Source organism: Sporolactobacillus terrae, assembly GCF_019930545.1.
Classification (GTDB): domain Bacteria; phylum Bacillota; class Bacilli; order Bacillales; family Sporolactobacillaceae; genus Sporolactobacillus; species Sporolactobacillus terrae.
In genome coordinates this window covers 873,518-896,440 of the sequence record NZ_CP082837.1, presented here as the reverse complement: position 1 = coordinate 896,440, position 22,923 = coordinate 873,518, and the positions used below count along the sequence as shown (strand labels likewise).

The window sequence follows — 22,923 nt, the reverse complement described above, 5'->3', positions numbered from 1 at the left end:
CCTCCTTTCAAAGGAATAGCCGACGATCATGGTGCTGGTGTCGTTGCGGTTGATGCCGACGTGCCGGCACTTTCTGTCGTATTGGTGTTCGACTGCTTTGCCTCGAGCAACTCGGTCAGTTGGGCCGCCTTCTCCGGATCCATTGTTTCGAGAATTGCTGCTTTGGTTTTATCATCCAAGTAATTGATATATTTTGCAGCCTGCTTCACGGACAACTTGCTTAGGATTGCTCCCGCCTTAGCCGGATCCATTGATCGATAGGTTTGCGCATACATCGCCTGTGTGGCGGTTTCCGACTGACTTTTCATTTGATCGCTGCTTGTCTCAGCATCATTTTTTAGTTGTTCGAATTGGTCTTTCAAATCGTTTATTTGAGTTGTTAGTTTTTTATTGTCCTTATTCAATTGTTCGTTCTGTGTTTGCGCATTCGATAAGTCCTGTTTTAGTTGTGCTGTCTCTTCTGTTCCAGATGAATCGGACTGCTGAGAAGTACTCGATTCTGGAAAAATCAACTGCTTTGCTTCGTTGATCGGATCCACACCAGAGAGTTTCAGAAATAATGCAGCAAGCAGCACTATAAAAAGCAAGGGAACTAGAATTGCCAGCAGTACCTTAAAAAGCTTCATCCCAAAACTCGTTTTTTTCGTTTCTTCCATGCCGCATCACCCTCCCTTTATCGATTGGCGGCACGTCTGCCAGCAATCTCATCCATTTTCTTCATTTCGTCCCGCATTCTCTGCTTCCGTTCAAAGCTTTGTCTGCGTGCTTTCAATTTCTTATATTTTTTGACCTCAATCGTTTTCTCCTGCAATTTAGTCTGCAGCACTTCAAGCCGTTCTTTTAAAGACAGGAAATATTTGCGTGTTTCTTCAATGAGAATTTCCAGTTTATTAATATCGGCAAATTTCATCGTCATTTGATCAACGCGCATCGCTTGCACCATCTTTTTTTGAATATCCATTTGTATCGATTCCTTTTGATCAACAAGATCAATTAAGCGATGCGCGATCTGATCAAACTGTTCATAGAGTTGTTTATATTCAATTTCCAGATTTTGTTTTTCGTGATCTGCAAGTTTCATCACGCGTTCAAAGCGGTAATCAGTTTCCATTGGCTTTGGCCTCCTGTCCAAATTCGGCAATTAATGGCTTGATCGACTCGTGAAGGCTTACGCCAACATTTTCCGACTGCCGCAAATAACTGATGAGTTTGGGATGGAAATGGATTGCCTCATCAATTGACGCAGAACTTCCCGGCTTGTAAGCACCAATAGCGATCAGATCCTCGGATTCCGTATACTGAGCAAGCAGTGCCCGGAAATGTTGTGCCGCTTTCAAATGTTCAGGCGTACAAATCTCATTCATCACTCGACTGACACTCTTCAGCAAGTTAATTGCGGGATACTGCCCTTTCTGCGCTAATGCACGATCCAAAACAATATGTCCGTCGAGGATTCCACGTGCTGTATCGGATACCGGTTCATCAAGATCATCACCGTCGACGAGAACCGTATAGAGAGCGGTAATTGTTCCATGGGCATCTGTCCCTGTTCGTTCAAGCAATTCCGGTAGCATTGCAAAAACCGAGGGCGGATACCCTTTTGTCGTTGGGGGCTCGCCAACTGCTAGCCCCAGTTCACGCTGACTCATGGCAACACGCGTCAATGAATCCATCATCAGCAATACGTCTTTTCCTTTTGATCGAAAATACTCGGCGATCGATGTCGCGGTAAAGGCACCTTTTATGCGCATTAAAGCCGGCTGATCACTGGTTGCGACAATGATAATTGAGCGTTTCATTCCTTCAGGTCCCAGATCCTTCTCCAAGAATTCTCTGACTTCACGCCCCCGTTCACCGATCAATGCAATCACATTGAGGTCGGCCGATGTATTTCTGGCAACCATCCCCATCAACGTACTCTTTCCCACACCGCTTCCGGCAAAAATCCCGATCCGCTGACCTCTTCCAACAGTCAGCAATCCATTGATTGAGCGAACGCCAAGTTCAATAGGCTCTGAAATTCTGGGCCGTGTCATAGGGTTGGGCGGACTCTGATTCGTTGTTACGCGATCAACCGGTTTCGTAAAGCGCATGTCAGACAGCGGACGGCCCAAGCTGTCGCAAACTTGACCGATCAATTCCTCGTTTACCTTCACTTCAAGTGGTTTACCTGTCGCTTCCACCAAGCATCCCGGTGCAATCGTCGTCACCGAAGTAAAAGGCATAAGTAATATGTTCTCTTCTTTAAACCCCACCACTTCCGCCAATACTTTCTTGCCACTCTTAATATGTATCAGACAGACATCACCTACAGATGCCGAAGGTCCCTTGGACTCAATGAGCAACCCAACAACACGATGAATCTTTCCATAACGGCGATAACTGTCAATGTCCGCTAGATGTTCAATCAGTGTGTCCGCATTCATCGCTCTTTTTCCTCCATCAGTTCCGTCAATCTCTTTTTAATGACCTGCAACTGGCTGTCCACTCCGGCATCAATTTTTCCAAACGCTGTTTCAATGATGCAATCATTTTCAGCAAAATCAGGATCAGCATAAATATAAAGTTTGGCATCCTGAACATATTGTTGAAGAATTTGCCGACTTTGGTTAAGAAAATCAAAATGAAGCGGAGCAACGATTATTTTGATTTTTTCCTGATCGCGAACTTCCTGAATTGCTTTAGCAACCAGTCCCTGCCACTTCTTTTTATCTTCTGCCAGCGAATCATTAACAATTTTCTCGGCAATGGCGATCGACATTCTAAGAATATCCGGCGCTGCCTTTTGAATCGCATCGTCATAAACGGTATGCGCCTGATCAATAAACTGATTTCCCTGTTCAATCAATGCAGCATAGTGTGCCGCCGCTTCATTGGTGCCCTTGTTGAATCCTGTTTCATAACCTTCCTGAACCTTCTGCTGGAAAGCGTCAGCACGCCGATGTTCTGCTTCCTGCTCTTTGACAACAGCCTGTTGTTCAACTGCTTCTGCTCTTGCTTGCGCTTTTTGAATGATCCGTTCTGCCTCGTGTTTTGCTGCCTCAATTTTTTGTTGCAGCGTTTTTTCAACGGATTGTGCATCCGAGGATTCATTCAACGAATCAAGCTTGGGATCGATTGTTGCCGTACGATGCACAAATTTTGTTTGTCCATCAAGGCGAATATTCTTGAGCAGGTTAGACAATCACGTCATCCCCATTTCCGCGTGCAATTACAATTTCACCGGCATCTTCCAATTTTCGAATCGTATTTACGATACGTGTTTGAGCTTCTTCGACATCGTGCAGCCGAACCGGACCCATATAATTAAGCTCTTCTTTAAAACTTGCAGCCATACGTTCCGACATATTCTTAAACATAAGATCCTTCACTTCATCACTTGCTGTACGCAGCGCTAAGATCAGATCTTCATTCTCACTTTCGCGAATGACGCGCTGAACCGCACGATCATCCAGAATGATAATGTCTTCGAATACAAACATTCTCTTCTTAATTTCTTCAGCAAGATCAGGATTCTGCTGTTCCAGTTTTTCAAGGATATTCCGTTCAGTTGTACGGTCTACACCATTTAAGACGCTGACAATTGACGTAATGCCGCCTGTTTGTGTATAGTCCTCGGTCACCGATGAACTGGAAATTTTCTTCTCCAAAATCCGTTCCACTTGTGCGATCGTTTCAGGTGAGGTGCGATCCATTTGGGCTATTCTGCGCGCAACTTGAGCTTGCAGCTCTACGGGCAGTGCTGAAAGTACGGCGCCCGCTTGATCAGGCTCCAAATAAGATAAAACCAGTGCAATCGTTTGCGGATGTTCGTTTTGGATAAAGTTAAGGATTTGTTGTGGATCGCTTTTCCTCATGAAATCAAATGGTTTCACCTGCAGCGTTGACGTCAGCCGTTGGATCACTTTATTGGCTTCATCTGATCCCAGCGCTTTTTCAAGGACCTGTTTCGCATAACCGATTCCGCCTTGTGCAATGTAATCTTGCGCAACCGCTGTTTGAAAAAACTCATCGATTATTTGCGTTTTGGTGTCGGAATCTATTTTTCGTGCATTGGAAATTTCCAAGGTCATATCTTCAATTTCTTGTTCTGTAAATTGCTTCATAATGTGTGCGGAAACATCGGTTCCTAAAGCGATCATTAATATAGCGGCCTTTTGTTTTCCTGTTAATTTGGTTCTTCGATCAGGCATATTATCGCCTCCCTTACTTATCCTCTGCTATCCAGCCACGCAGTAGCTTAACAAATTGATCAGGCTTCTCTTTTGCCATCTCTTCCAATTCATGAAATTTCTTTTGTTCCGGATTTTCTTGATTAAGCATCGCTTGGTAATCTTCTTGCTGCGGAATATCTTCAACGACCGTCTCAGCAGCCTCATCATTTTTTCTGCGCTTAATCAGCCATAAAATGAGACCGATCATGAGCAGTGCGAGAAGAATCCCTCCTGCAATCCAGAGCCAATTGATCTTGCTAGCTTGCGCCTGCGCGGTTGACTTTCCATTAAATCGTCCAACGGTTACCGATGTCTTCTGGTTAATGGCGTTGTTCGTTAGTTCTTGTCCTTGCGGATCGGAAATGGTCGTTTTAATAATAGAATTTAATATTTGCCGTACGTCGTTCACGCTCTGTGCCGACAAGCTGGTGTTGTTACTTGCTGTCGGAGGTTCAATCATCACTTGGATGCCTAAATCATTCACTTTATATGGGCTGTTTGTGACTTCTCGGTGAATGCGATTAAATTCATAATTGACTCGGTCTTCAACTTTCTGATAGTTCCCGTTTCCGCTTGTTCCATCTTGATATGTAGGCGTTTGTGTATCATTGGTTCCCGTACCGGCTTGTCCTGCAGCCCCTTGACCGGTATAGTTCTCCGTTATGTGTTCAGTACTCGTCTGAATACCTTCCATCGTCTGCTGGTTGACCGGCTCTACAAGTTCCTGTTTTTCCTTTGATTGCGTGAAGTCAACGTTAGCCGTTACATTAACCATTACCTTGCCTTCACCCATCATCATGGTCAGCATTTGCGTGACTCTTCGCTGAACATTGTTTTCAACATCGCGAATAATTGCTTGCTGCTGATCGTAAGCAGATAATGTTGATCCGTTGGTATTATTATTATTTTTCAAATCATAGTAGTTGAAATACTGATCCATGATGACAATATTATCTACAGATAAGTTCGGTACACTTTTGGCTACAAGATGGTAGAGTCCATTGATCTGATCAGCACTCAACTGATAACCCGGTGTTACATTAAGTACAATGGATGCCGATGTGCCACTCTTCTTGTCCTGATCGCTCACCCATACATCGTTTTGCGGCAAGCTGATCATTACCTTAGCGGATTTCACGCCCTTTGTATTCGCGATTAAATTGGCAAGCTCCGTTTGCATTGCGGCACGCTGAAGAACGTCGAATTGTTTATCCGTCATCCCAAACCCGGCATTTTGGCCAAAGAAAGAATAGTCAATTTGTCCCGTCTTCGGTAATCCTTGAGCAGCAAGTTCAACTTTAAGCTGATCAACTTGCTTTTCAGGTACACTGATCGTTGTTCCGCCATTTGATAGTTTATAAGGAACACTCTTGCTATCTAAGTCATCTGTAATTTGCCCTGCTTCATTTTCCGAAAGGCCGCTGTACAGCGGCGTGTAATGCTTTATATTTGTTAGGAACAAAATCAATAGCAACGCTGCTAAAACAACAGCTGAACCGCTGATCATCCAAATCTTGTTTTTTTTCGGTATCTTGCCCCAAAATGTTTTTATTCGATTAAACCATGATACGAGTCGTTCTTTCATTCCGCTACCTCCGTTCATCGTCCGCACACACCAAATTTAGACTTGCATTCTCATAACTTCTTGGTAGGCTTCAACAACCCGATCACGGACTTGAACCGTGGTTTTCAACAGAACGTTCGATTTTTGCATGGCAATCATAAAGTTATGTAAGTCCATATCACTATTTCCGCTCGCCACTTCACTAACCAATTGATTTGTCGATTGCTGCGCGTCATTCACAGAACCTAACGCATCTTTGAGCACCTTTGCAAAATCATTTTGCGTTTGAGATACAGACTTAACCGATTGATTCGTTGCATCGGAAAATGTATTTAGATTCACTGCATTTAGTGTCAATGCTCCAGCCTACCTTCCTATTTCTAATGCTCGGGACAGTATGTTTTTATTTGCGTTCATCACTGTAACCCCTGCTTCGTAAGCGCGGTTGGCATCCATCAGGTCGACCATTTCTTTTAATGGATCAACATTGGATTGACGTACATAACCGGCATCATCAGCATCAGGATTTTGTGGGTCGTATTTCACTGGGAAGGCAGTCGGATCTTCACTTACCGAGGCCACTTCGACCCCACCGGATGCGTTGCCGAGCGCCTGATTAAAATGAGTATCAAACGCATGCGAATCAATCGTCTTTAGGTTGACAACTTTTCTCGTGTACGGTTCCCAGTGTCCATTCACGTAGCGACCTCGTGTTGTATCTTGATTTGCAATATTCGCTGACAGGACATCCATCCGAAAACGCTGTGCTGTCAATCCAGAAGCCGAAACATTAAGTCCGCTGAACATCCCCATTATTTAGCGCCTCCTAAAACAATGTTAAACTTTTGAAATTGATCGCTTGCAGCTTGGCTCAACGTTTGATAAAGCAGCTGATTTTGTGCCAGTTCAGACATTTCATGCTCTAGGTCAACATTGTTTCCATTATTTTGTACCGCACCAAATGAATCGTTCGCGATTCGGAAACCTGTTTCACCAGCGGAAGAGAAGTTTAGATGCTTTGGATTGGTCCGATTCGCTTGCATTTTACTGTCAAGAACGTCTTCAAACAACACTTTTTTTGCTTTGTAATCCGGCGTATCAACATTAGCAATATTTTGAGCGATTGCGTTTTGAGCGGCTATTGATCTGTTCAACCCTTGTTCCAAAGCAGTCATTGGGGTTATTTGCATGATCATCTCACCCTTTCATTTCTTGCAGATAAGTACTGACAAGACACAATCTTTACGCTATCTATTTTATCAATTATTCGACTAAAGTTCACGATGTTTTCTATTAGTCGACTAAATTCGACAGACACAAGCATTTTTTTGTGGGCGTTTTGACTCTTGAATTTCCATTGTTTTCCATATTAAGCATAAAAAACATTCAATGTATGCGTTTTCGATTTTTACCCAAAAATAAAAAAAGGTCTTATGAACTACCTGTCCAAACTTTCGGTTTATTCTCAATAATCAGATGCTATATTTGATTGAATTCATCGCAAAAGCATCGTAAAACTGCTGCTTCTACCTTACTGGCCCTTGCCTTTACTGCGAATGATTGCAGGCAGAGATTTGCGTCGCTCGCGATCAACAGATCCGCTCCGCAGGCGTCTTGCCTTATGTATTCGAACTGATTAAGCTGGTATCGGCAAATCCAAAGTCATAAGCCTTATTTACTTGTAAGGAAAATTGGGGGAAAAACACCTGGTCCTTACTTCCCCAGCATGCATTGACTTCCGCGTCGAGCACAGGACACGCCTTTAGCAGCGTCCGATCCCTAATCTTCAGCCATGTGTGATGGAGTCGTGTCTTTTCAGTGCTGAATCGTCGCTTCGGTTACTTGCTTGCCGCGGGCGCACCGCGAACCTCCTCAGACAGGCAGGCATCTGCGGGGTCTCGTTGGCACACATCAACTAAGCGTGATCCCGCAGGTGTCCCGCGCCCCTCAAGCGGGTCATGGATGCATCAGTTCAGCACTTTGCTTTAGACTTCCTTCAGATTCTCCCTCACGGGAGACACCCTTGTCCTCAGCTAGTAGTTCCGACCGCTACGGCCTACGACGGACTTACACCGCCAAGTTATCGTCCATGCCGGGCGCACTAAAAAAGGACCTTTGGCAATTTATAAATTGCCAAAGGTCCTTTGATGACACCAAAGCTATGATTTTTCGAAGCTTATTCGCCCTTGATTCGGTTCAGCTCATAAAGGAACTTATCATTCAGTACTTTAATATAAGTACCCTTCATTCCGAGTGAACGTGATTCGATCACGCCGGCACTTTCTAATTTGCGCAGTGCATTGACAATGACCGAACGCGTGATGCCGACTCGATCGGCAATTTTACTTGCAACCAGCAAACCTTCCTTGCCGTCCAGCTCTTCGAAAATATGCTCAATTGCTTCAAGTTCGCTGTACGATAACGATCCGATTGCCATCTGAACGATCGCTTTCTCACGTGCTTCTTCTTCAACCTCATCGGTTTTTTCACGCAGGATTTCCATCCCAACAACGGTTGCCCCATACTCTGCAAGGATGAGATCCTCGTCGGCGAATGTTTCTCCAAGACGCGAAAGGATTAAAGTTCCTAAACGTTCGCCGCCACCTACAATCGGAACGACCGTTGTCAAACCATTTTTGAACAGTTCCTTATTTTCATCAGGAAAAATACTGAATTCACTGTCCACATCAATATTAGACGAAGTTTGGACTACAGAAAACAAGCTCTGAGTATAATCGTCAGGCAACTGCCTGCTTTCAAACATCTTTTGAATCCGTTCGTTATCAAATTCCAGTTTCAAAGACATACCCAAAATTTTTCCCCGACGGCTGACAACAAACGTGTTGGTTTGAATGACATCGCGCAGCGTTTGCGCCATTTCATTAAAATCAACCTGTGTTTTAGTACCTTGTAATAATTGATTAATCTTTCTAGTTTTTTCAAGCAACGTCATCATAATTCCTCCTAAAAACAACAAATACTGAGTTAAAGTGTTTGGCTGAGAAACAACTACTTGTACAATCCTAATGAGTCCATTTGCCATCCGCTTTTAAATGCAGACCGCAGCAAATGAATCGAATCTGTTCTATTGGGTTAAACATAATTAGTTTTCCAAAAATTGTAGTCAATCTTCCCAACCAAGAAGTTTTCAAACCGTGTACCCTATCTGCAATGCAAAGAAGCATCGCTTGCAGTCTCGTCAGAATATTGAATCTTTATACGCTTTCATAAAATAAAGCCGCAATACGATGGGCAGGCACCCCCCCATTGTACTGAGCCCCCTGATTCGGTCTGTGTCATCCATTACTGTTTCTATAAAATCTATAAATGGTCAAAAATTCTCGTATTAAAACATCTATAGTTATGATGATCAAGGAAAACTCGCTAAACCGACAAATCCTGCTTACTTATGTTAGCACACGGTATTTAAATTAGCAATAATATTTATAATTTTATAACAAAATCATTGAGGCTGTCTAACGCTCGTGCAGCATAGCGTTCTCCACGTATTTTTTTATCCTTAATGCGTTCATTCAACGGTGGCAATAAACCAAAGTTTGCATTCATCGGCTGAAAATTCTTTGAACTGGCCGTTGTAATGTAGTGGGCCATACTGCCAATTACAGTTTCTTTTGGGAATTTCATGGGCAGTTCTGCCACTGCGAGACGCGCTGCATTGATTCCAGCAATTAGTCCTGAAGCTGCCGATTCCACATAGCCTTCAACACCGGTCATTTGCCCTGCAAAAAACAGCTTATCGTTCACCTTTGTCTGATACGTTGGCTTGAGTAAAGATGGAGCGTTAAGAAATGTATTTCGATGCATCACACCATAACGCACAATCTCTGCATCTTCCAAACCAGGAATCAGATGAAAGACACGTTTCTGCTCGCCCCATTTCAAATGCGTTTGGAACCCTACCATATTAAAAAGTGTACCCGCAGAATTGTCTTGCCGCAGCTGCACAACCGCGTACGGCCGCTTGCCGGTCTTAGGATCTTCTAGACCGACCGGTTTCAAAGGACCAAACAAAAGGGTTTTTGCGCCTTGCCTTGCCATAATTTCAACGGGCATGCAGCCGCTAAAATACTTCTCTTGTTCAAACGCTTTTAAAGGAGCGGTCTCAGCAGTCGTCAGCTCATGGAAGAATGCCTCAAATTCCTCCTTGTTCATCGGACAATTTAAATACGCCGCATCGCCCTTGTCATACCGTGATTTTAAATAAACCTTATCACGATTAATCGTTTCCCCATCAATAATAGGTGCTGCAGCATCATAAAAATAAAAATAATCTTCACCCGTCAAACGCTTTATCTCTTCTGATAGCGATGCAGAGGTTAATGGACCGGTAGCGATGATCGTCGGCGCCTGCGGAATGGTTGCCGCCTCATCATTTATTACGGTTACATTCGGCAATTCTTTTAGTTTACTTGTGACAATCCCGGAAAAATCATGACGATCAACGGCAAGGGCTCCCCCTGCCGGAACTGCTGCGGAGTCGGCAGCGGCAATAATCAATGAGTCAAGGCGACGCATCTCTTCTTTAAGGATGCCAACCGCATTGGTAAGACTGTTTGATCGAAGCGAGTTGGTGCATACAAGTTCCGCAAATTTATCCGTATGATGCGCCGGTGTCTGCTTTTTCGGGCGCATTTCGTAGAGTGTAACTGGAATGCCTCTTTTTGCGATCTGCCATGCTGCTTCACTGCCTGCTAGCCCGGCACCGATAACATTGACTGATTGTCCTGCCATTAATCTTCCTCATTTCTTTAATCATTTCAGACGATTACTGTGCCTCTTCTTTATAGTCGCATTTCGGACACTCAACGGATTTGCCGTTTTTCGTCTTTTTTTCAACCAAATAGGAATCACATTTTGGACACTTGCGCTGAATCGGTTTGTCCCATGAGACAAAGTCACATTCAGGATAACGATCGCATCCGTAGAAAATACGCCTTTTTTTGCTTCTGCGCTCAACGACCTCACCTTTACCGCATTTTGGGCACGGTACACCTGTTTTCTTCAATATTGGTTTTGTATTTCGGCATTCCGGAAAGTTGGAACATGCAAGGAACTTGCCGAACCTTCCCATCTTATAAACCATTTCATGCCCACATTTCTCACATTTAATGCCTGCAGGCTCATCTTTAATGGATACCGACTGCATTTCCTTTTCAGCTTTGGCCAGCCGCTTTGAGAAGTCCTCATAGAAATGATCAATCAGAGTAATCCAGTTTCTTTGGCCCTCTTCAACTTCGTCCAAATCTGTTTCCATCTTAGCCGTAAAATCAATATTTATGATTTCAGGAAAAAATTCAACAATCAGATTCAGTACGACCTCGCCTAGTTCAGTAGGCACAAATCGCTTCGCGTCCATTGTCACATAGTTGCGTCGCTGAATCGTATCAATCGTCGGTGCATAGGTAGAAGGCCGACCAATTCCGATTTCTTCCATTTTTTTCACGAGTGTTGCTTCGGTATAGCGTGGCGGCGGTTGGGTAAAATGCTGTTTCGGATCTGTTTGATCTTGCAGCGCTTGCATTCCATTCTCCAGTTCAGGAAGATCATTCTCTTTAGCCTTTGCAGCAGTCTTCTTTTTCGGATCATCACTGCCTTCAACGTAAACCTTCATAAACCCTTGAAATTTAACCTTAGAACCTGATGCCCGGAATATAACCCCGTTCTGTTCAAGATCTGCACGTACTGTATCCAAAATTGCCGGTGCCATTTGACTTGCAACGAAGCGCTCCCAAATAAGCTTATACAACTTATATTGATCACGGCTCAAATAGTCTTTTATTTCCTTTGGCTGCCTCAATACAGAGGTGGGACGCACACCTTCATGGGCATCTTGTGTATTTTCCGATTTTTTAGCTTTCTGAGGTTTATTATTATAATAGTTTTCGCCGTAATTCTCAAAAATAAAGGATTTTGCTTCCGTTTTAGCAACCTCGGAAATGCGTGTAGAATCTGTTCTCATATAAGTAATGAGTCCGGTGCTGCCTTGTTTGCCAAGCGCAATTCCTTCGTAAAGCTGCTGCGCAATCATCATGGTTTTTCGCGCTCTGAAATTCAGCTTTCTCGCAGCTTCCTGCTGCAGCGAGGAAGTCGTAAAGGGCACAACCGGATAGCGCAGGCGTTCTTTCTTCTGAACGTTTTGAACGGTAAACGTTTGATCCTTTATCTTTGCGAGGACGTTTTTTACATCATCCTCAGTTTTCAATTCTTTCTTTTTTCCGTCAATGCCGTAGAATGCAGCCTCAAACGATTCGTCGCCGACTCGAAAGGAGCTGCCGATCGACCAGTATTCTTCCGGAACGAATGCTTTTATTTCTTTTTCGCGTTCCATGATCATACGCAGTGCGACCGATTGAACACGTCCAGCACTCAGCCCTTTTTTCACCTTTTTCCATAAAAGTGGGCTAATGTTATAACCGACAAGCCGATCGAGAATACGTCTTGCTTGTTGTGCATCAACCAAGTCCATGTTGATCGTACGCGGCTTTTTAAACGCTGCCTTAATCGCCGGTTTCGTAATTTCGTTAAAAACAACGCGGCAGGCGGAATGATCATCGATATCAAGACTGTGAGCAAGATGCCATGCAATTGCTTCTCCTTCGCGATCGGGGTCGGCTGCAAGGTATACTTTTTTCGCTTTTTTTGCGGCACTTTTCAGTTCTTTGAGCACTGGTCCTTTTCCGCGAATCGTAATATAACGCGGCTTAAAGTGATCATTCACATCAATGCCCATCTGACTTTTCGGCAGATCGCGAACATGCCCCATTGATGCCTTCACTTCATATTTTGAACCAAGATAACGCTTTATTGTTTTCGCTTTAGCGGGAGATTCGACAATGACGAGATAATCATTCATGATTGTTCTCCCCCTTTCTGTGAATAGTCAAATCTTCACTAATAGTAATGATTGATGAAAGCTTTGTCAAACATTAACAGGACTGCAAGGTCAATGATCCGTAAGGAAAGCCGAATCGCCGGCCTCTTTTCGTAATATTATTCCATTCTCCAATTTAATTCCTGGATAATATCCTGCCAATCACAGACCAGTTTCGCGCCTTGCTGAATAAGACGATGCGTTCCACCACAGGTTTCCTTAAAAATAGAGCCCGGAACCGCAAACACATCACGACCTTGATCAAGGGCTTGATCAGCAGTAATTAACGAACCGCTCTTTTCTTTTGCCTCAATCACTAATGTTCCCAATGTCATTCCGCTTATGATTCGATTTCGTTCTGGGAAACGCCAACGTTCCGGCCGGGCATCAGGTGGATACTCACTGATCACAAGCTGCGCAGCACACATCTGTTTGAACAGGAAATGGTTCTGCCTTGGGTAAGGGTGGTTCAGTCCGGAACCAAGCACGGCAATCGTTTGATGCGCCAATGCCTGCTGGTGCGCCATCCCATCGATTCCCATCGCCATTCCGCTGACAATGGTCCACCCACTCTTAATTAACGGAACGACAATTTTGTTAATAATCTGAAGTGCTTCACGACTTGGATGCCTCGTACCTACTACACTTAGCATTTTTGTTTCATTTAATAACGAAACATTTCCTTTGGCATAGATTAAATACGGCGGGTCAAAAATATGCTTCAATAATTTAGGATACGATGAATGTTGAAAGGATATGGGGGTAATCTGCTGTGCGTGAAGCATTGACAGCAGTTTATTGGCGTCTAGCTGATGAAGATCGTCAACAAAAATCGTTGCTTTTGCTTGAGATAAATGAAAAAATTGCTGGATATCACGTGTTGAATAGTTGCGGAAGCGGATTAAATTCGGATCTCGTTGCAACAGTCGCCAAATCATCTTTCTGCCCACTCCGCGACAATGATTGAGGACAATTAATTCACGTGTAAAGTGATCCATGGACACACCTGCCAATACAAAAAAGTAGTGTACAATAAAAACGATTAAACAAATAAAAGAAGGGATCAAGCGAAATCAGGTAAGCGATTAGAGCATGAGGGCACCTAAGCGGAAGTAGCAAACGGCAGTCAAAATGAGGTCAAATTATTTTTTCATTCTTTTTTTTCTGAAACTTGTTCATCCACAGTATAGATGAAATCAAATAATTCCGCAACGATTTGATAGAGTTCAGGCGGAATCGTCTGTTCCAAGTCGAGCTGCCCAAGTACTGAGACAAGTTCAGGGTCTTCTTGAATAGGAACATGATGCTGTTTCGCCTCCATAATGATACGCTCCGCCAGTTGATCATCTCCTTTAGCAACGACCCGCGGCGCCTGATCTTCTCCTTTTTGATAACTCAGTGCAACAGCTTTCTTCTTTCGTTCAGAATGTACCATTATATTTCCACATCCATACGATAAGTGGTTTGGGTGAGCGGTTCAGACACTCTTTTTTTTAGCTGTTCATCAATTTGGGCAGACTGAGACAAGGAAAGCAATCGGTAACCCAAGGCTGCAAGCCGTTTACTCAGCAGAGATTCTCCAGCTTTTAAAAAGGGGCGCACATCCATGTGATCATTTTGTATATTGATTGACAAGCAGCGATTTTGACTATACAGCGTGATCAAGGTTTCTTTCAGATGTGCGAGGTCAAGTAATAGTGCAATGGTGCATGAATCCGGATCCAACTTTCCCTTTCTGTCCCGTTTGCTTTCAAGATATACCGACACATTCGTCAGCGATTGATTATGGGGAACGGGAATCTGCAAAGAAAACTGTGCAACAAATGGATCAGCTGCTGCCAGTTGCAATTGTTGCCCGGTAATCTTTTGAACAATCATCTGCGCTGTTTCACGAACTGATTGCGGCATTGTCTGATTTTGGGAAACTGCAACCAAGTGCCCCTTCAAGGTATCCAAAGGCAAACTGCTTTCTTTTGTCTGTGCCTCTTGCTGTTGACCGATCCGAAATTCGTAGTCGAATCCCAATTTCTTAAGCATCGTGAAAAATAAGTTTTCCCCATCACCTGCATGAAACGGTTGTTTAATTTCCGAATGTTCTGTGACAAATGTGAAAAAGTTTTCAAAAAATTGTTGTGGCGTTTGTTTCAGACTCATCTTGTTTAACAGTATAGCAAGTGCTTTGGGTTCATTGGCCCCAGCGATAAATGAAGCGACAGCTGGTCTAAGATCGTTTGTGTGAGCGGTGCCTGCTTGGGTCGACAGATATTCCGTTAACAACGTACCGCTCTTCTCAGCACCGATTTGATGCAAGAATTTTGCAATCGCCTGTTGCGGAGGGAAGTCGATGAAAGCGTGCAGTGCGGCTTTCAACTTTTGGATGGCCGGATGATCTGACTGCATCTGCTCAACCACTTGAATCAACTGATTGAGCTGCGTCTGTATCGGATCTGACCCTGACAATGCCCGGGCAGCTTTAAAAAAGGATTCTGAAAGCGGCAGCTGCTTCTCTTGCAGCCAGCGAACTGCTTGCAAGTCTGTCGCTAAATCCCGACTCATCGATAATAGCGCACGCACATGCTGAATCGGTTCTCGCGAGACCGGCATGTTGTGATCGAGAAAGAATTGAACAATTTTTCGGGTCAATCCATCATTTTTCAAGTCGAGGGCCTGAGTGACCGAATCAGCTGCATTATGTACATGTTCCGTAAACGATGCAGAAGGTGTGCGCGCAATCAGCTTCGCACGCACTTCATTTGGCTTTTGCTCAAGCTGAAATAAGTATTCCTTTCCCATTTCCAATGGCGGTTCCACAGCTGCAACCTTTGCCACGATTTGCTTTGCACCAAGCCGGACAATGGCGGTTCGGTCGGGAAGCAGTTCAAGAACCTTGCCGCGCAGTATTTGTTCCGGAGCATAGGCACCGATCATTTGGCTTTGACTGATTGCATAAGGCTGGAAGTTCACACAATCACCTTCTCATAGGCGTGTTCACGATTTAAGGGGCGCAAAGGTCATTCGGTGTTCCGGACATGTGCCTAAGCGCTCGATCGCCTTTAAATGAGCTTTTGTTCCATATCCTTTATGAGATGCAAAATCGTATCCGGGATAAACGGAATCAAGATCACACATCAAACGATCCCGCGTTACTTTAGCCAGAATGGACGCTGCTGCAATGGAGTTGCTGCGCGCATCACCTTTGATCAGTGACGTTTGCGGAATGTCTAGCGGTAGTTCCATCGCATCGATCAGCAAATGATCCGGCTGGCGATCCATTTGCTTGACTGCCCGTACCATTGCTTTTTTGGCCGCTTGATAAATATTGATTGCATCGATTTCCTGAGCCGATGCAATTCCGATCCCGTAAAACGCTGCGGATTCACGTATTTGATCGTATAAGAAGTCCCGTTTTGCCGCAGTGAGTTGTTTTGAATCGTTAATCCCCGGTATCACCGTCTCAGGTTTGAGCACAACGCAGGCTGCCACAACCGGGCCGGCCAGCGGACCGCGACCTGCCTCATCAATGCCGGCAACTCGTTGCGCACCAGCCAGCCGAGCTTCGTTCTCAAAGTGATTCATTTGATGGTACCGTTCAACGAGAGCTTGCAGATGTGCGCGTTTCTTCTCCCATTTAACCAAGAGCTGCCGGACACCCGCACGCGAATCGGTACGAAGCTGCTGCTGCTCCTCTTCACTTAGACTAATACCATCCGATAATCTCGTTTTAAGTTCAGCAATCGTCATTCGTCTCATTTATTTTCTTCCCCTGTATTCTCTATATCGGACGCAGTTACCTATCTATTTAGCACTTCAGACACCATTCACGGCCATTCAAGTGTTAATGGTCCAATTTTTTGTCCTCTAAAATCGCGAATAATTAGCTCAGAAACGCGATCATAATTAATCATACCGCCGCTCATTAAGCAACCTCTTTTTTTACCAATTTGATCAAATACCTTGATAATTAGGTTCTGATCGTCCACTCCATCAAGTTCAGGAAGATCGGTTAATTGAAAACGCTTTGCAAAAGCTTCTCGATAATAAACGAGCATTGTTTTTATTAAGAAGAACGCGATTTCTTGAAAATCAAGCAATTCCTCCTTAATTGCACCGGTTGCCGCAAGACGGAGACCGACTTGTGGATCATCGAATTTCGGCCATAAGATCCCCGGTGTATCCAGCAGTTCCATTGTCTTTCCAACCTTAATCCATTGCTGAGCCGTCGTCACCCCTGGACGATCGCCGATTTTTGCGATCTTTTTCCCAGCAAGACGGTTAATCAAGGTCGATTTCCCAACATTAGGAATACCTAAAATCAAGGCGCGATCTGCATGTGGTCGGAAACCTTTGTCCTCCAATTTCTTTCTCCTTGTAGCAGTCAACTGGCGGACAGCTTCTGGAATCATGGAAACGCCTTGTCCGGTTTGACTGTTCACCAAATGAACTTTTAAACCATGCCCTTCAAAATAATTCTGCCATGCTTTTGTCGCACGTCGATCCGCCATATCCATTTTATTCATCAGCAAAAGTCTCGGTTTCCCTGTTGCAATTTCGTCTACCAGTGGATTTCTTGAAGACATTGGAACCCTGCTGTCAACCAGTTCGATCACAACATCGATTTGCTTGATTTTCTCAATCATCTGTCGCTTTGCTTTGGCCATATGGCCGGGATACCATTGAATCGCCATTATATAATCCTCCAATCTAAATTTTCTTCAGTTCGGTTATGCGCTTCAGTAACGTCTGTCCCATCCGCAAATACTCCGGAGACGTAAATAATATCGGTTTCAGAAAAAAAGTACAGTCCGAGAGCCTCCGCGTACACTCCATTTCCTAGGGTACCTTCCTTGGCTCGCTGATCCTGCAAGCGTCTCGCCTTTCGTATCTGTGGCTGATTTATTAAAGATCTTCTACTTCTTCTCCGTAACCGTCAAACGCAAATTTTATGACTTCTTATCTCGTAAAAAAACGAAGAGGCTCGGTCACCCCAAGCCTCTCCTTTTTGTTTCTGTGTACTTTGACGTTCAAATCGCTTATCTGCTCTTAATACGTGCTTTTTTACCACGCAGAGCACGCAGATAGTACAACTTCGCACGACGTACTTTACCATGACGAACCACTTCGATCTTATCGATCTTCGGCGAGTTCACTGGGAACGCACGTTCAACACCAACACCGTAAGAAATCTTACGTACGGTAAACGTTGCGCTAATGCCGCTGCCATGACGTTTGATCACAACACCTTCAAAGACCTGAATACGTTCGTGTGAACCTTCAACGATCTTTACGTGCACTTTGAGCGTATCGCCAGGACGAAAATCCGGGAGATCTGAACGCAGTTGTTCTTTGGTAATTTCATCAATAATATGAGACATGAGGAATGTCCTCCTTCCGCACAAATGCTCATGCATCCTTATAGAACGCAGCGGAACATCGTATTCACTGGCAATTGCCACGCATTCAATCATAACATAATTAAAAGATTGGTTGCAAGCTTTTTTGTACCCATGCATCGGTTACTTATTGTCAGAATCCTTTTCCCATGCACGCAGCCATTTTTCTTCTTGATCGGTTAAACAAAGTCCTTCAAGCAGATCCGGCCGTCGTTCATAGGTTCGGCGAAGCGATTCTTTTAAGCGCCATTCCGCAATCTTTTCATGATTCCCCGAGAGCAGTAGATCAGGGACTTTCATTCCTCGAAAATCAGCCGGTCGGGTATAATGCGGATGCTCTAATAAGCCGGTGGAAAATGAGTCTGTTACTGCCGATGTATCATTTCCCAGTACTCCAGGAAGAAGACGAACAACACTGTCGATCATCGCCATTGCGGCAAGCTCCCCGCCAGTCATTACAAAGTCCCCAATCGAATATTCATCGGTTGCCAAGTGTTGCGGAATTCGCTCATCAAAGCCTTCATAATGACCACAAATAAAAATAAGGCCAGACTCCTTTGAAAGCAACTCTGCATCGCGTTGCTTAAATGGTTTGCCCTGTGGCGAGGTTAAAATAATGCGCGGTTTTGCACATTGCTTACTGCGTACCGCATCAACGGCGTCAAACAGTGGTTGCGGCATCAGAACCATACCTGCTCCGCCGCCAAACGGGTAGTCGTCAACCTTATTATGTTTGTTCGTCGTGAAATCTCTGAAATTTGTTACCCTAAAAGAAACAGCACCTTTTTCCGCTGCTTTACCGATGATTGAGCTTTGCAAGACACCGTCAAACATTTCTGGAAAAAGGGAAAGGATGTCAATCTTCATGGTCAATCAACCCCGGGATTAAGTGAACGATCACTTTTTTCGTTTTCATATCGACTTTTCTCACAACATCGCGAATATAAGGAATTAAAACATCCGCTGCACCGGTATCCACAACCCAGACATCATTTGCACCTGGAGACAGAATCTCTTTAATGGTTCCCAGTTCTTTTCCTGTATCGGTGATTACGTCCATACCGATGATCTGATGATAATAAAAGTCGCCTTCCTCAAGCTCAGATAATTGTGCTTCTGTTACAAACAGTGAGCACCCTTTATACTTTTCTACATCATTAATCGATGGAAGGCCTTCAAATTTCAAACAATCAAATTGTTTGTGTTTCCGGTAATTGCTTACCTTCAGCGGCTTATAATCACCGTTTTTCTGATCGCGTACATAGAGCGTAGCACCTTTTGCATAGCGTTCGTCCGCAAAATCGGTAGCGCTGATTACACGCACCTCACCACGGATTCCCTGCGTGTTTACAATTTTTCCAACATAAAGCCACTGAACAGCCATTGATGAGCCTCCTTGGGTATAATGCTGCGGGGTTATGTATGGCGAAAAAGAGAAGGGCACATTCCCCTTCTCTTTTTCTTGGTTATTCTCGGATTAAGAAACGGGTTTTTATACCGTTCGCATTGCCAACCGCGGAAATGATTGATCTCACAGCCTCAGCAACTTGACCGTGTTTGCCAATAATTCTTCCCATGTCCGGTTTGGCAACTGTAAGCACATAGGTCGTCACACGGTCCGGCGTTACCCGTTTCTTAATCTGAACATGTTCATAATCATCAATGAGCGGAAATACAATGGCTTTAATTAATGCTTCCATTCATCTGCCGCCCTCAATCATTATTTTTGTAGTTTCGCAAGGTGGAATTTCTCCATAAGCCCTTCTTTAGAGAACAGGTTGCGCACCGTGTCCGACGGTTGGGCACCTTTTTGCAGCCAATCCAGTGCTTTTTCTTCATCAACCGTGAACGATTTCGGTGTTGCTACCGGATTGTACGTACCGATTTCTTCGATAAAACGACCGTCACGCGGTGAACGTGAGTCTGCAACAACAACTCTGTAGAAAGGACGCTTCTTAGCACCCATGCGTTTGAGACGAATTTTAACTGACATAATCGAACAACTCCTAATTTTAATCAAATTTAATGGACTTACATAAATGGTAAATTAAAAGGATTGCGTTTCTTGCCTTTTGCCTTGCCCATAAACTGTTTCATCATTTTTTTCATGTCCTTGAACTGTTTGAGCAGGCGATTGACATCAGCGACAGAGGTTCCGCTCCCGAGTGCAATCCGCTTTTTGCGACTTGCATTAATAATCTCCGGCTCCGTTTTCTCATGGGATGTCATGGAACGGATAATGGCCTCTGTCTGATCAATCTTTTTCTCGTCAATCTGCATGTTTTTCATGCCTTTGAACTTATTTGCTCCAGGCATCATCGCAAGCAGATCTTCGAGTGGTCCCATATTACGAACCTGACCAATTTGCTCAAGAAAATCGTCAAAGGTAAAGCTCACCGAGAGCAGCTTTTGCTGCATATCGCGCGCTTTTTCTTCGTCAATTGTTGCCTGAGCTTTTTCAATCAGCGAGAGGACATCGCCCATACCAAGAATTCGCGAAGCCATGCGATCCGGATGAAAAGGTTCAAGTGCATCCATCTTCTCGCCCATACCGACGAACTTAATCGGCTTACCAGTGACTGAGCGAATCGACAAGGCTGCTCCGCCACGTGTATCGCCATCAAGTTTGGTCATAATGACCCCTGTGAGATCCAAACGATCATTGAACGCACGGGCAACGTTAACGGCATCCTGTCCGGTCATCGCATCGACGACAAGAAAAACTTCATCTGGATGACTGACTTCCTTAATCTGGTCCAGTTCATTCATTAATCCTTCATCAATGTGAAGCCGACCGGCAGTATCAATGATCACCAAATCATTGTGATCCGCCCTTGCCTGATCCATACCTTGACGAACAATATCAACCGGGTTAACTTGATCGCCAAGTGAAAATACCGGAATGCTTAACTGTGCCCCTAACGTCTGTAACTGCTTTATCGCTGCAGGACGATAGATATCTGCTGCAATCATCAGCGGCTTTTTATTATTGTTCTTTCGAATATGGTTGGCAAGTTTTGCTGCAGAGGTCGTTTTACCTGCCCCTTGAAGGCCAACAAAAAGAAGCACCGTTGGCGGTTTCAAAGAAAAGTTCAGTTTGGTCTGCTCGCCGCCCATCAGCTCGGTAAGCTCTTCTTGAACGACTTTTATGATCTGCTGACCCGGGGTCAGACTTTTCATAACTTCCTGACCGACCGCCCGCTCTTGAACCTTTTTAATAAAGGCTTTTACAACCTTAAAATTAACATCGGCTTCAAGAAGTGCAAGGCGTATTTCACGCATCATTTGTTTGACATCATTCTCGGAGACTTTGCCTCTGCCGCGAATCTTTTTCATCGTCGCTTGCAATCTGTCCGAAAGACTTTCAAATGCCATACTTCTCACATCCTAATCTAAATTCTCCAGTTCATTGAGAAAAGAATCTAGTTTTTCACGTTCTTCACTATTTAAATGACCGGATAGTGCCCTCATTTTCGAAATTACGGAAAGGCGAACCTCATGTTTGCGAAACAACCCAAGCTTTTCCTCAAACGCTTCGAGAGCATGTTCCGCCCGCTTCAAGTTGTCATGAACAGCTTGTCTCGTTACTTGACTTTTTTCCGCAATTTCCCCAAGAGAAAAATCATTGAGATAGTAAAGATTGAGATACTCCTGTTGTTTCGGGGTGAGAAGCGGCTGATAAAAATCATATAGGGCGTTAACGCGTAAAACCTTCTCAAGCATAGCAAATCCCCTTGACTGTAAAGGCTTTTTACTTTACTGGTAAATCATACAGTTTTTTCGTATCCGTGTCAAGTTTTCTTAATGAGGAGTGCATTATTGGTCTTCCGTATCTTCGTTCTCATTCTGAAAAAGTTCCGAGAATAGTCCATAAAGGAAAGCATCTGCATCAAACGTCTGTAAATCATTCAGCTGTTCGCCGAGCCCGACTAACTTCACTGGAATATCCATCTCATTACGAATGGCAAGTACAATACCGCCTTTTGCGGTTCCATCTAGCTTTGTCAGTGCAATTCCGGTGACCTCTGACGCTTGGCGGAAAAGTTTTGCTTGGCTTAATGCATTCTGCCCGGTCGTCGCATCAAGCACGAGAAGTACTTCATGCGGCGCTCCGGGGCACTCTCTTGAAATGACGCGCTTAATTTTTTCAAGTTCCTTCATTAAATTCACTTTATTTTGCAATCTTCCGGCCGTGTCACAGATAAGCACATCAACTTTTCGCGACTTAGCGGCCTGCATGGCATCATAGACAACAGAAGCCGGATCGGATCCTTCTTGATGCTTTATGACGTCAATACCGGTTCGGTCGCCCCAAACTTGAAGCTGCTCAATGGCTCCTGCCCTGAATGTATCGGCAGCAGCCAGCAGTACATGTTTTCCCTCATTTTTCAATCGCCCGGCTAATTTACCAACCGTGGTCGTTTTTCCCGCGCCATTTACGCCGACCACAAGGATCACTGTCAAACCGTTCGGATTCATGTTGAGTTTGGTTTCTTCATTGTCTTTTGTCAAGAACTCAGCAAGCACTTCAACAATAACGTCCTTCAATTTGTCCGTATCTTTAATGTTGCGTGCGCGTGATTCATCTTTGAGCCGATCCACTAAATCCATTACCGTATTCATGCCAACATCGGATTCAATGAGTATTTCTTCCAGCTCATCGAAAAAGTCCTCATCAACCTTGCGATATCTTTTGACAAGCTGATTCATGCGCTCGGCGAATGTTTTTCTTGTTTTCGTTAATCCATCCTTGAACTTTTCGTTCATTGCGGTGCTTTTTCCTGTTAATTTATCTTTCATTTTATTAAAGAAGTTCATCTTTACTCCTCCTCGTTATATGCGCGTTTTGCACTACGCGTGCCA

The 22,923-nt window shown here is 44.2% G+C and carries 25 protein-coding genes; all 25 read right to left on the bottom strand.

The features are described 5' to 3' along the window. Positions 1 to 26: 26 nt before the first annotated feature. The 25 genes from K7399_RS04080 to ftsY all read right to left on the bottom strand — a co-directional run bounded on the left by K7399_RS04080 (position 27) and on the right by ftsY (position 22,878). Positions 27 to 656 carry a magnesium transporter MgtE N-terminal domain-containing protein gene (locus K7399_RS04080; RefSeq protein WP_028977954.1) on the bottom strand — a complete coding sequence of 210 codons (630 nt, stop codon included), beginning with the start codon at positions 654 to 656 and terminating at the stop codon, positions 27 to 29. A gap of 17 nt (positions 657 to 673) precedes the next feature. Continuing rightward, entirely contained in the window at positions 674 to 1,111 is a 438-nt protein-coding gene (gene fliJ, locus K7399_RS04075) for a flagellar export protein FliJ (protein WP_028977953.1), read from the bottom strand. Then, complete coding sequence (gene fliI / locus K7399_RS04070) at positions 1,101 to 2,426, bottom strand: flagellar protein export ATPase FliI (protein WP_028977952.1); 1,326 nt, start codon at positions 2,424 to 2,426, stop codon at positions 1,101 to 1,103. Before fliI ends, fliJ begins: the two co-directional genes overlap by 11 nt. Then, positions 2,423 to 3,184, bottom strand: coding sequence for a flagellar assembly protein FliH (gene fliH / locus K7399_RS04065; protein WP_028977951.1), 762 nt, complete (start codon positions 3,182 to 3,184; stop codon positions 2,423 to 2,425). Before fliH ends, fliI begins: the two co-directional genes overlap by 4 nt. Then, positions 3,177 to 4,193, bottom strand: a complete 1,017-nt coding sequence (gene fliG, locus K7399_RS04060; RefSeq protein ID WP_028977950.1) for a flagellar motor switch protein FliG — start codon at positions 4,191 to 4,193, stop codon at positions 3,177 to 3,179. The genes fliH and fliG overlap by 8 nt, the downstream gene beginning before the upstream one ends. Positions 4,194 to 4,206: 13 nt before the next feature. Next, positions 4,207 to 5,799, bottom strand: a complete 1,593-nt coding sequence (fliF, locus tag K7399_RS04055; RefSeq protein WP_028977949.1) for a flagellar basal-body MS-ring/collar protein FliF — start codon at positions 5,797 to 5,799, stop codon at positions 4,207 to 4,209. A 36-nt stretch (positions 5,800 to 5,835) separates the two neighbouring features. Next, positions 5,836 to 6,135, bottom strand: a complete 300-nt coding sequence (gene fliE / locus K7399_RS04050) for a flagellar hook-basal body complex protein FliE (RefSeq protein ID WP_028983000.1) — start codon at positions 6,133 to 6,135, stop codon at positions 5,836 to 5,838. Positions 6,136 to 6,144: 9 nt separating this feature from the next. Further along, on the bottom strand, positions 6,145 to 6,591 hold the full coding sequence (flgC, locus tag K7399_RS04045) for a flagellar basal body rod protein FlgC (RefSeq protein ID WP_028977947.1): 447 nt from the start codon (positions 6,589 to 6,591) through the stop codon (positions 6,145 to 6,147). Then, entirely contained in the window at positions 6,591 to 6,968 is a 378-nt protein-coding gene (flgB, locus tag K7399_RS04040) for a flagellar basal body rod protein FlgB (RefSeq protein ID WP_051578080.1), read from the bottom strand. Before flgB ends, flgC begins: the two co-directional genes overlap by 1 nt. Before the next feature lie 986 nt (positions 6,969 to 7,954). After that, positions 7,955 to 8,731 (bottom strand): GTP-sensing pleiotropic transcriptional regulator CodY, encoded by a 777-nt coding sequence (gene codY / locus K7399_RS04035; protein WP_028977945.1) that lies wholly within the window; start codon positions 8,729 to 8,731, stop codon positions 7,955 to 7,957. A gap of 491 nt (positions 8,732 to 9,222) precedes the next feature. Continuing rightward, positions 9,223 to 10,530 carry an FADH(2)-oxidizing methylenetetrahydrofolate--tRNA-(uracil(54)-C(5))-methyltransferase TrmFO gene (gene trmFO, locus K7399_RS04030; RefSeq protein ID WP_028977944.1) on the bottom strand — a complete coding sequence of 436 codons (1,308 nt, stop codon included), beginning with the start codon at positions 10,528 to 10,530 and terminating at the stop codon, positions 9,223 to 9,225. 34 nt (positions 10,531 to 10,564) lie between these two features. Then, positions 10,565 to 12,652: a type I DNA topoisomerase gene (gene topA / locus K7399_RS04025; protein ID WP_028977943.1), complete on the bottom strand. Its 2,088-nt coding sequence runs from the start codon at positions 12,650 to 12,652 to the stop codon at positions 10,565 to 10,567. A 137-nt stretch (positions 12,653 to 12,789) separates the two neighbouring features. Then, on the bottom strand, positions 12,790 to 13,668 hold the full coding sequence (gene dprA, locus K7399_RS04020) for a DNA-processing protein DprA (protein WP_028977942.1): 879 nt from the start codon (positions 13,666 to 13,668) through the stop codon (positions 12,790 to 12,792). A gap of 152 nt (positions 13,669 to 13,820) precedes the next feature. After that, positions 13,821 to 14,105 carry an EscU/YscU/HrcU family type III secretion system export apparatus switch protein gene (locus tag K7399_RS04015; protein ID WP_028977941.1) on the bottom strand — a complete coding sequence of 95 codons (285 nt, stop codon included), beginning with the start codon at positions 14,103 to 14,105 and terminating at the stop codon, positions 13,821 to 13,823. Next, complete coding sequence (locus K7399_RS04010; RefSeq protein WP_028977940.1) at positions 14,105 to 15,634, bottom strand: hypothetical protein; 1,530 nt, start codon at positions 15,632 to 15,634, stop codon at positions 14,105 to 14,107. The genes K7399_RS04015 and K7399_RS04010 overlap by 1 nt, the downstream gene beginning before the upstream one ends. A gap of 24 nt (positions 15,635 to 15,658) precedes the next feature. After that, positions 15,659 to 16,420, bottom strand: a complete 762-nt coding sequence (locus tag K7399_RS04005) for a ribonuclease HII (protein ID WP_028977939.1) — start codon at positions 16,418 to 16,420, stop codon at positions 15,659 to 15,661. A 68-nt stretch (positions 16,421 to 16,488) separates the two neighbouring features. Further along, positions 16,489 to 17,355 (bottom strand): ribosome biogenesis GTPase YlqF, encoded by an 867-nt coding sequence (ylqF, locus tag K7399_RS04000; RefSeq protein WP_028977938.1) that lies wholly within the window; start codon positions 17,353 to 17,355, stop codon positions 16,489 to 16,491. A 345-nt stretch (positions 17,356 to 17,700) separates the two neighbouring features. Beyond that, the gene (gene rplS, locus K7399_RS03995) at positions 17,701 to 18,042 is read right to left on the bottom strand and encodes a 50S ribosomal protein L19 (RefSeq protein WP_010023499.1); all 342 of its coding nucleotides are present in this window, start codon (positions 18,040 to 18,042) and stop codon (positions 17,701 to 17,703) included. 141 nt (positions 18,043 to 18,183) lie between these two features. Beyond that, positions 18,184 to 18,927, bottom strand: coding sequence for a tRNA (guanosine(37)-N1)-methyltransferase TrmD (gene trmD / locus K7399_RS03990; protein ID WP_028977936.1), 744 nt, complete (start codon positions 18,925 to 18,927; stop codon positions 18,184 to 18,186). Continuing rightward, positions 18,917 to 19,444, bottom strand: a complete 528-nt coding sequence (rimM, locus tag K7399_RS03985) for a ribosome maturation factor RimM (RefSeq protein WP_028977935.1) — start codon at positions 19,442 to 19,444, stop codon at positions 18,917 to 18,919. Before rimM ends, trmD begins: the two co-directional genes overlap by 11 nt. An 82-nt stretch (positions 19,445 to 19,526) precedes the next feature. After that, positions 19,527 to 19,760, bottom strand: coding sequence for a KH domain-containing protein (locus K7399_RS03980; RefSeq protein WP_028977934.1), 234 nt, complete (start codon positions 19,758 to 19,760; stop codon positions 19,527 to 19,529). A gap of 20 nt (positions 19,761 to 19,780) precedes the next feature. Continuing rightward, on the bottom strand, positions 19,781 to 20,053 hold the full coding sequence (rpsP, locus tag K7399_RS03975) for a 30S ribosomal protein S16 (protein WP_028977933.1): 273 nt from the start codon (positions 20,051 to 20,053) through the stop codon (positions 19,781 to 19,783). Positions 20,054 to 20,091: 38 nt separating this feature from the next. After that, positions 20,092 to 21,435: a signal recognition particle protein gene (gene ffh / locus K7399_RS03970; protein WP_028977932.1), complete on the bottom strand. Its 1,344-nt coding sequence runs from the start codon at positions 21,433 to 21,435 to the stop codon at positions 20,092 to 20,094. Positions 21,436 to 21,447: 12 nt separating this feature from the next. Then, positions 21,448 to 21,783, bottom strand: a complete 336-nt coding sequence (locus K7399_RS03965; protein ID WP_028977931.1) for a putative DNA-binding protein — start codon at positions 21,781 to 21,783, stop codon at positions 21,448 to 21,450. 93 nt (positions 21,784 to 21,876) lie between these two features. Further along, positions 21,877 to 22,878 (bottom strand): signal recognition particle-docking protein FtsY, encoded by a 1,002-nt coding sequence (gene ftsY / locus K7399_RS03960; protein WP_028977930.1) that lies wholly within the window; start codon positions 22,876 to 22,878, stop codon positions 21,877 to 21,879. Positions 22,879 to 22,923: the final 45 nt, after the last annotated feature.

What these genes read in the sequence shown, in the direction of transcription:
- K7399_RS04015 (WP_028977941.1), bottom strand. Translation starts at nt 14,105, where the DNA reads ATGGTACATTCTGAACGAAAGAAGAAAGCTGTTGCACTGAGTTATCAA.
- fliI (WP_028977952.1), bottom strand. Translation starts at nt 2,426, where the DNA reads ATGAATGCGGACACACTGATTGAACATCTAGCGGACATTGACAGTTAT.
- trmD (WP_028977936.1), bottom strand. Translation starts at nt 18,927, where the DNA reads ATGAAGATTGACATCCTTTCCCTTTTTCCAGAAATGTTTGACGGTGTC.
- ylqF (WP_028977938.1), bottom strand. Translation starts at nt 17,355, where the DNA reads ATGGCGATTCAATGGTATCCCGGCCATATGGCCAAAGCAAAGCGACAG.
- K7399_RS03965 (WP_028977931.1), bottom strand. Translation starts at nt 21,783, where the DNA reads ATGCTTGAGAAGGTTTTACGCGTTAACGCCCTATATGATTTTTATCAG.
- K7399_RS04080 (WP_028977954.1), bottom strand. Translation starts at nt 656, where the DNA reads ATGGAAGAAACGAAAAAAACGAGTTTTGGGATGAAGCTTTTTAAGGTA.
- dprA (WP_028977942.1), bottom strand. Translation starts at nt 13,668, where the DNA reads ATGGATCACTTTACACGTGAATTAATTGTCCTCAATCATTGTCGCGGA.
- K7399_RS03980 (WP_028977934.1), bottom strand. Translation starts at nt 19,760, where the DNA reads ATGGAAGCATTAATTAAAGCCATTGTATTTCCGCTCATTGATGATTAT.
- fliG (WP_028977950.1), bottom strand. Translation starts at nt 4,193, where the DNA reads ATGCCTGATCGAAGAACCAAATTAACAGGAAAACAAAAGGCCGCTATA.
- ffh (WP_028977932.1), bottom strand. Translation starts at nt 21,435, where the DNA reads ATGGCATTTGAAAGTCTTTCGGACAGATTGCAAGCGACGATGAAAAAG.
- fliJ (WP_028977953.1), bottom strand. Translation starts at nt 1,111, where the DNA reads ATGGAAACTGATTACCGCTTTGAACGCGTGATGAAACTTGCAGATCAC.
- topA (WP_028977943.1), bottom strand. Translation starts at nt 12,652, where the DNA reads ATGAATGATTATCTCGTCATTGTCGAATCTCCCGCTAAAGCGAAAACA.
- flgB (WP_051578080.1), bottom strand. Translation starts at nt 6,968, where the DNA reads ATGCAAATAACCCCAATGACTGCTTTGGAACAAGGGTTGAACAGATCA.
- codY (WP_028977945.1), bottom strand. Translation starts at nt 8,731, where the DNA reads ATGACGTTGCTTGAAAAAACTAGAAAGATTAATCAATTATTACAAGGT.
- fliF (WP_028977949.1), bottom strand. Translation starts at nt 5,799, where the DNA reads ATGAAAGAACGACTCGTATCATGGTTTAATCGAATAAAAACATTTTGG.
- flgC (WP_028977947.1), bottom strand. Translation starts at nt 6,591, where the DNA reads ATGGGGATGTTCAGCGGACTTAATGTTTCGGCTTCTGGATTGACAGCA.
- trmFO (WP_028977944.1), bottom strand. Translation starts at nt 10,530, where the DNA reads ATGGCAGGACAATCAGTCAATGTTATCGGTGCCGGGCTAGCAGGCAGT.
- rpsP (WP_028977933.1), bottom strand. Translation starts at nt 20,053, where the DNA reads ATGTCAGTTAAAATTCGTCTCAAACGCATGGGTGCTAAGAAGCGTCCT.
- rplS (WP_010023499.1), bottom strand. Translation starts at nt 18,042, where the DNA reads ATGTCTCATATTATTGATGAAATTACCAAAGAACAACTGCGTTCAGAT.
- rimM (WP_028977935.1), bottom strand. Translation starts at nt 19,444, where the DNA reads ATGGCTGTTCAGTGGCTTTATGTTGGAAAAATTGTAAACACGCAGGGA.
- K7399_RS04005 (WP_028977939.1), bottom strand. Translation starts at nt 16,420, where the DNA reads ATGAGACGAATGACGATTGCTGAACTTAAAACGAGATTATCGGATGGT.
- ftsY (WP_028977930.1), bottom strand. Translation starts at nt 22,878, where the DNA reads ATGAACTTCTTTAATAAAATGAAAGATAAATTAACAGGAAAAAGCACC.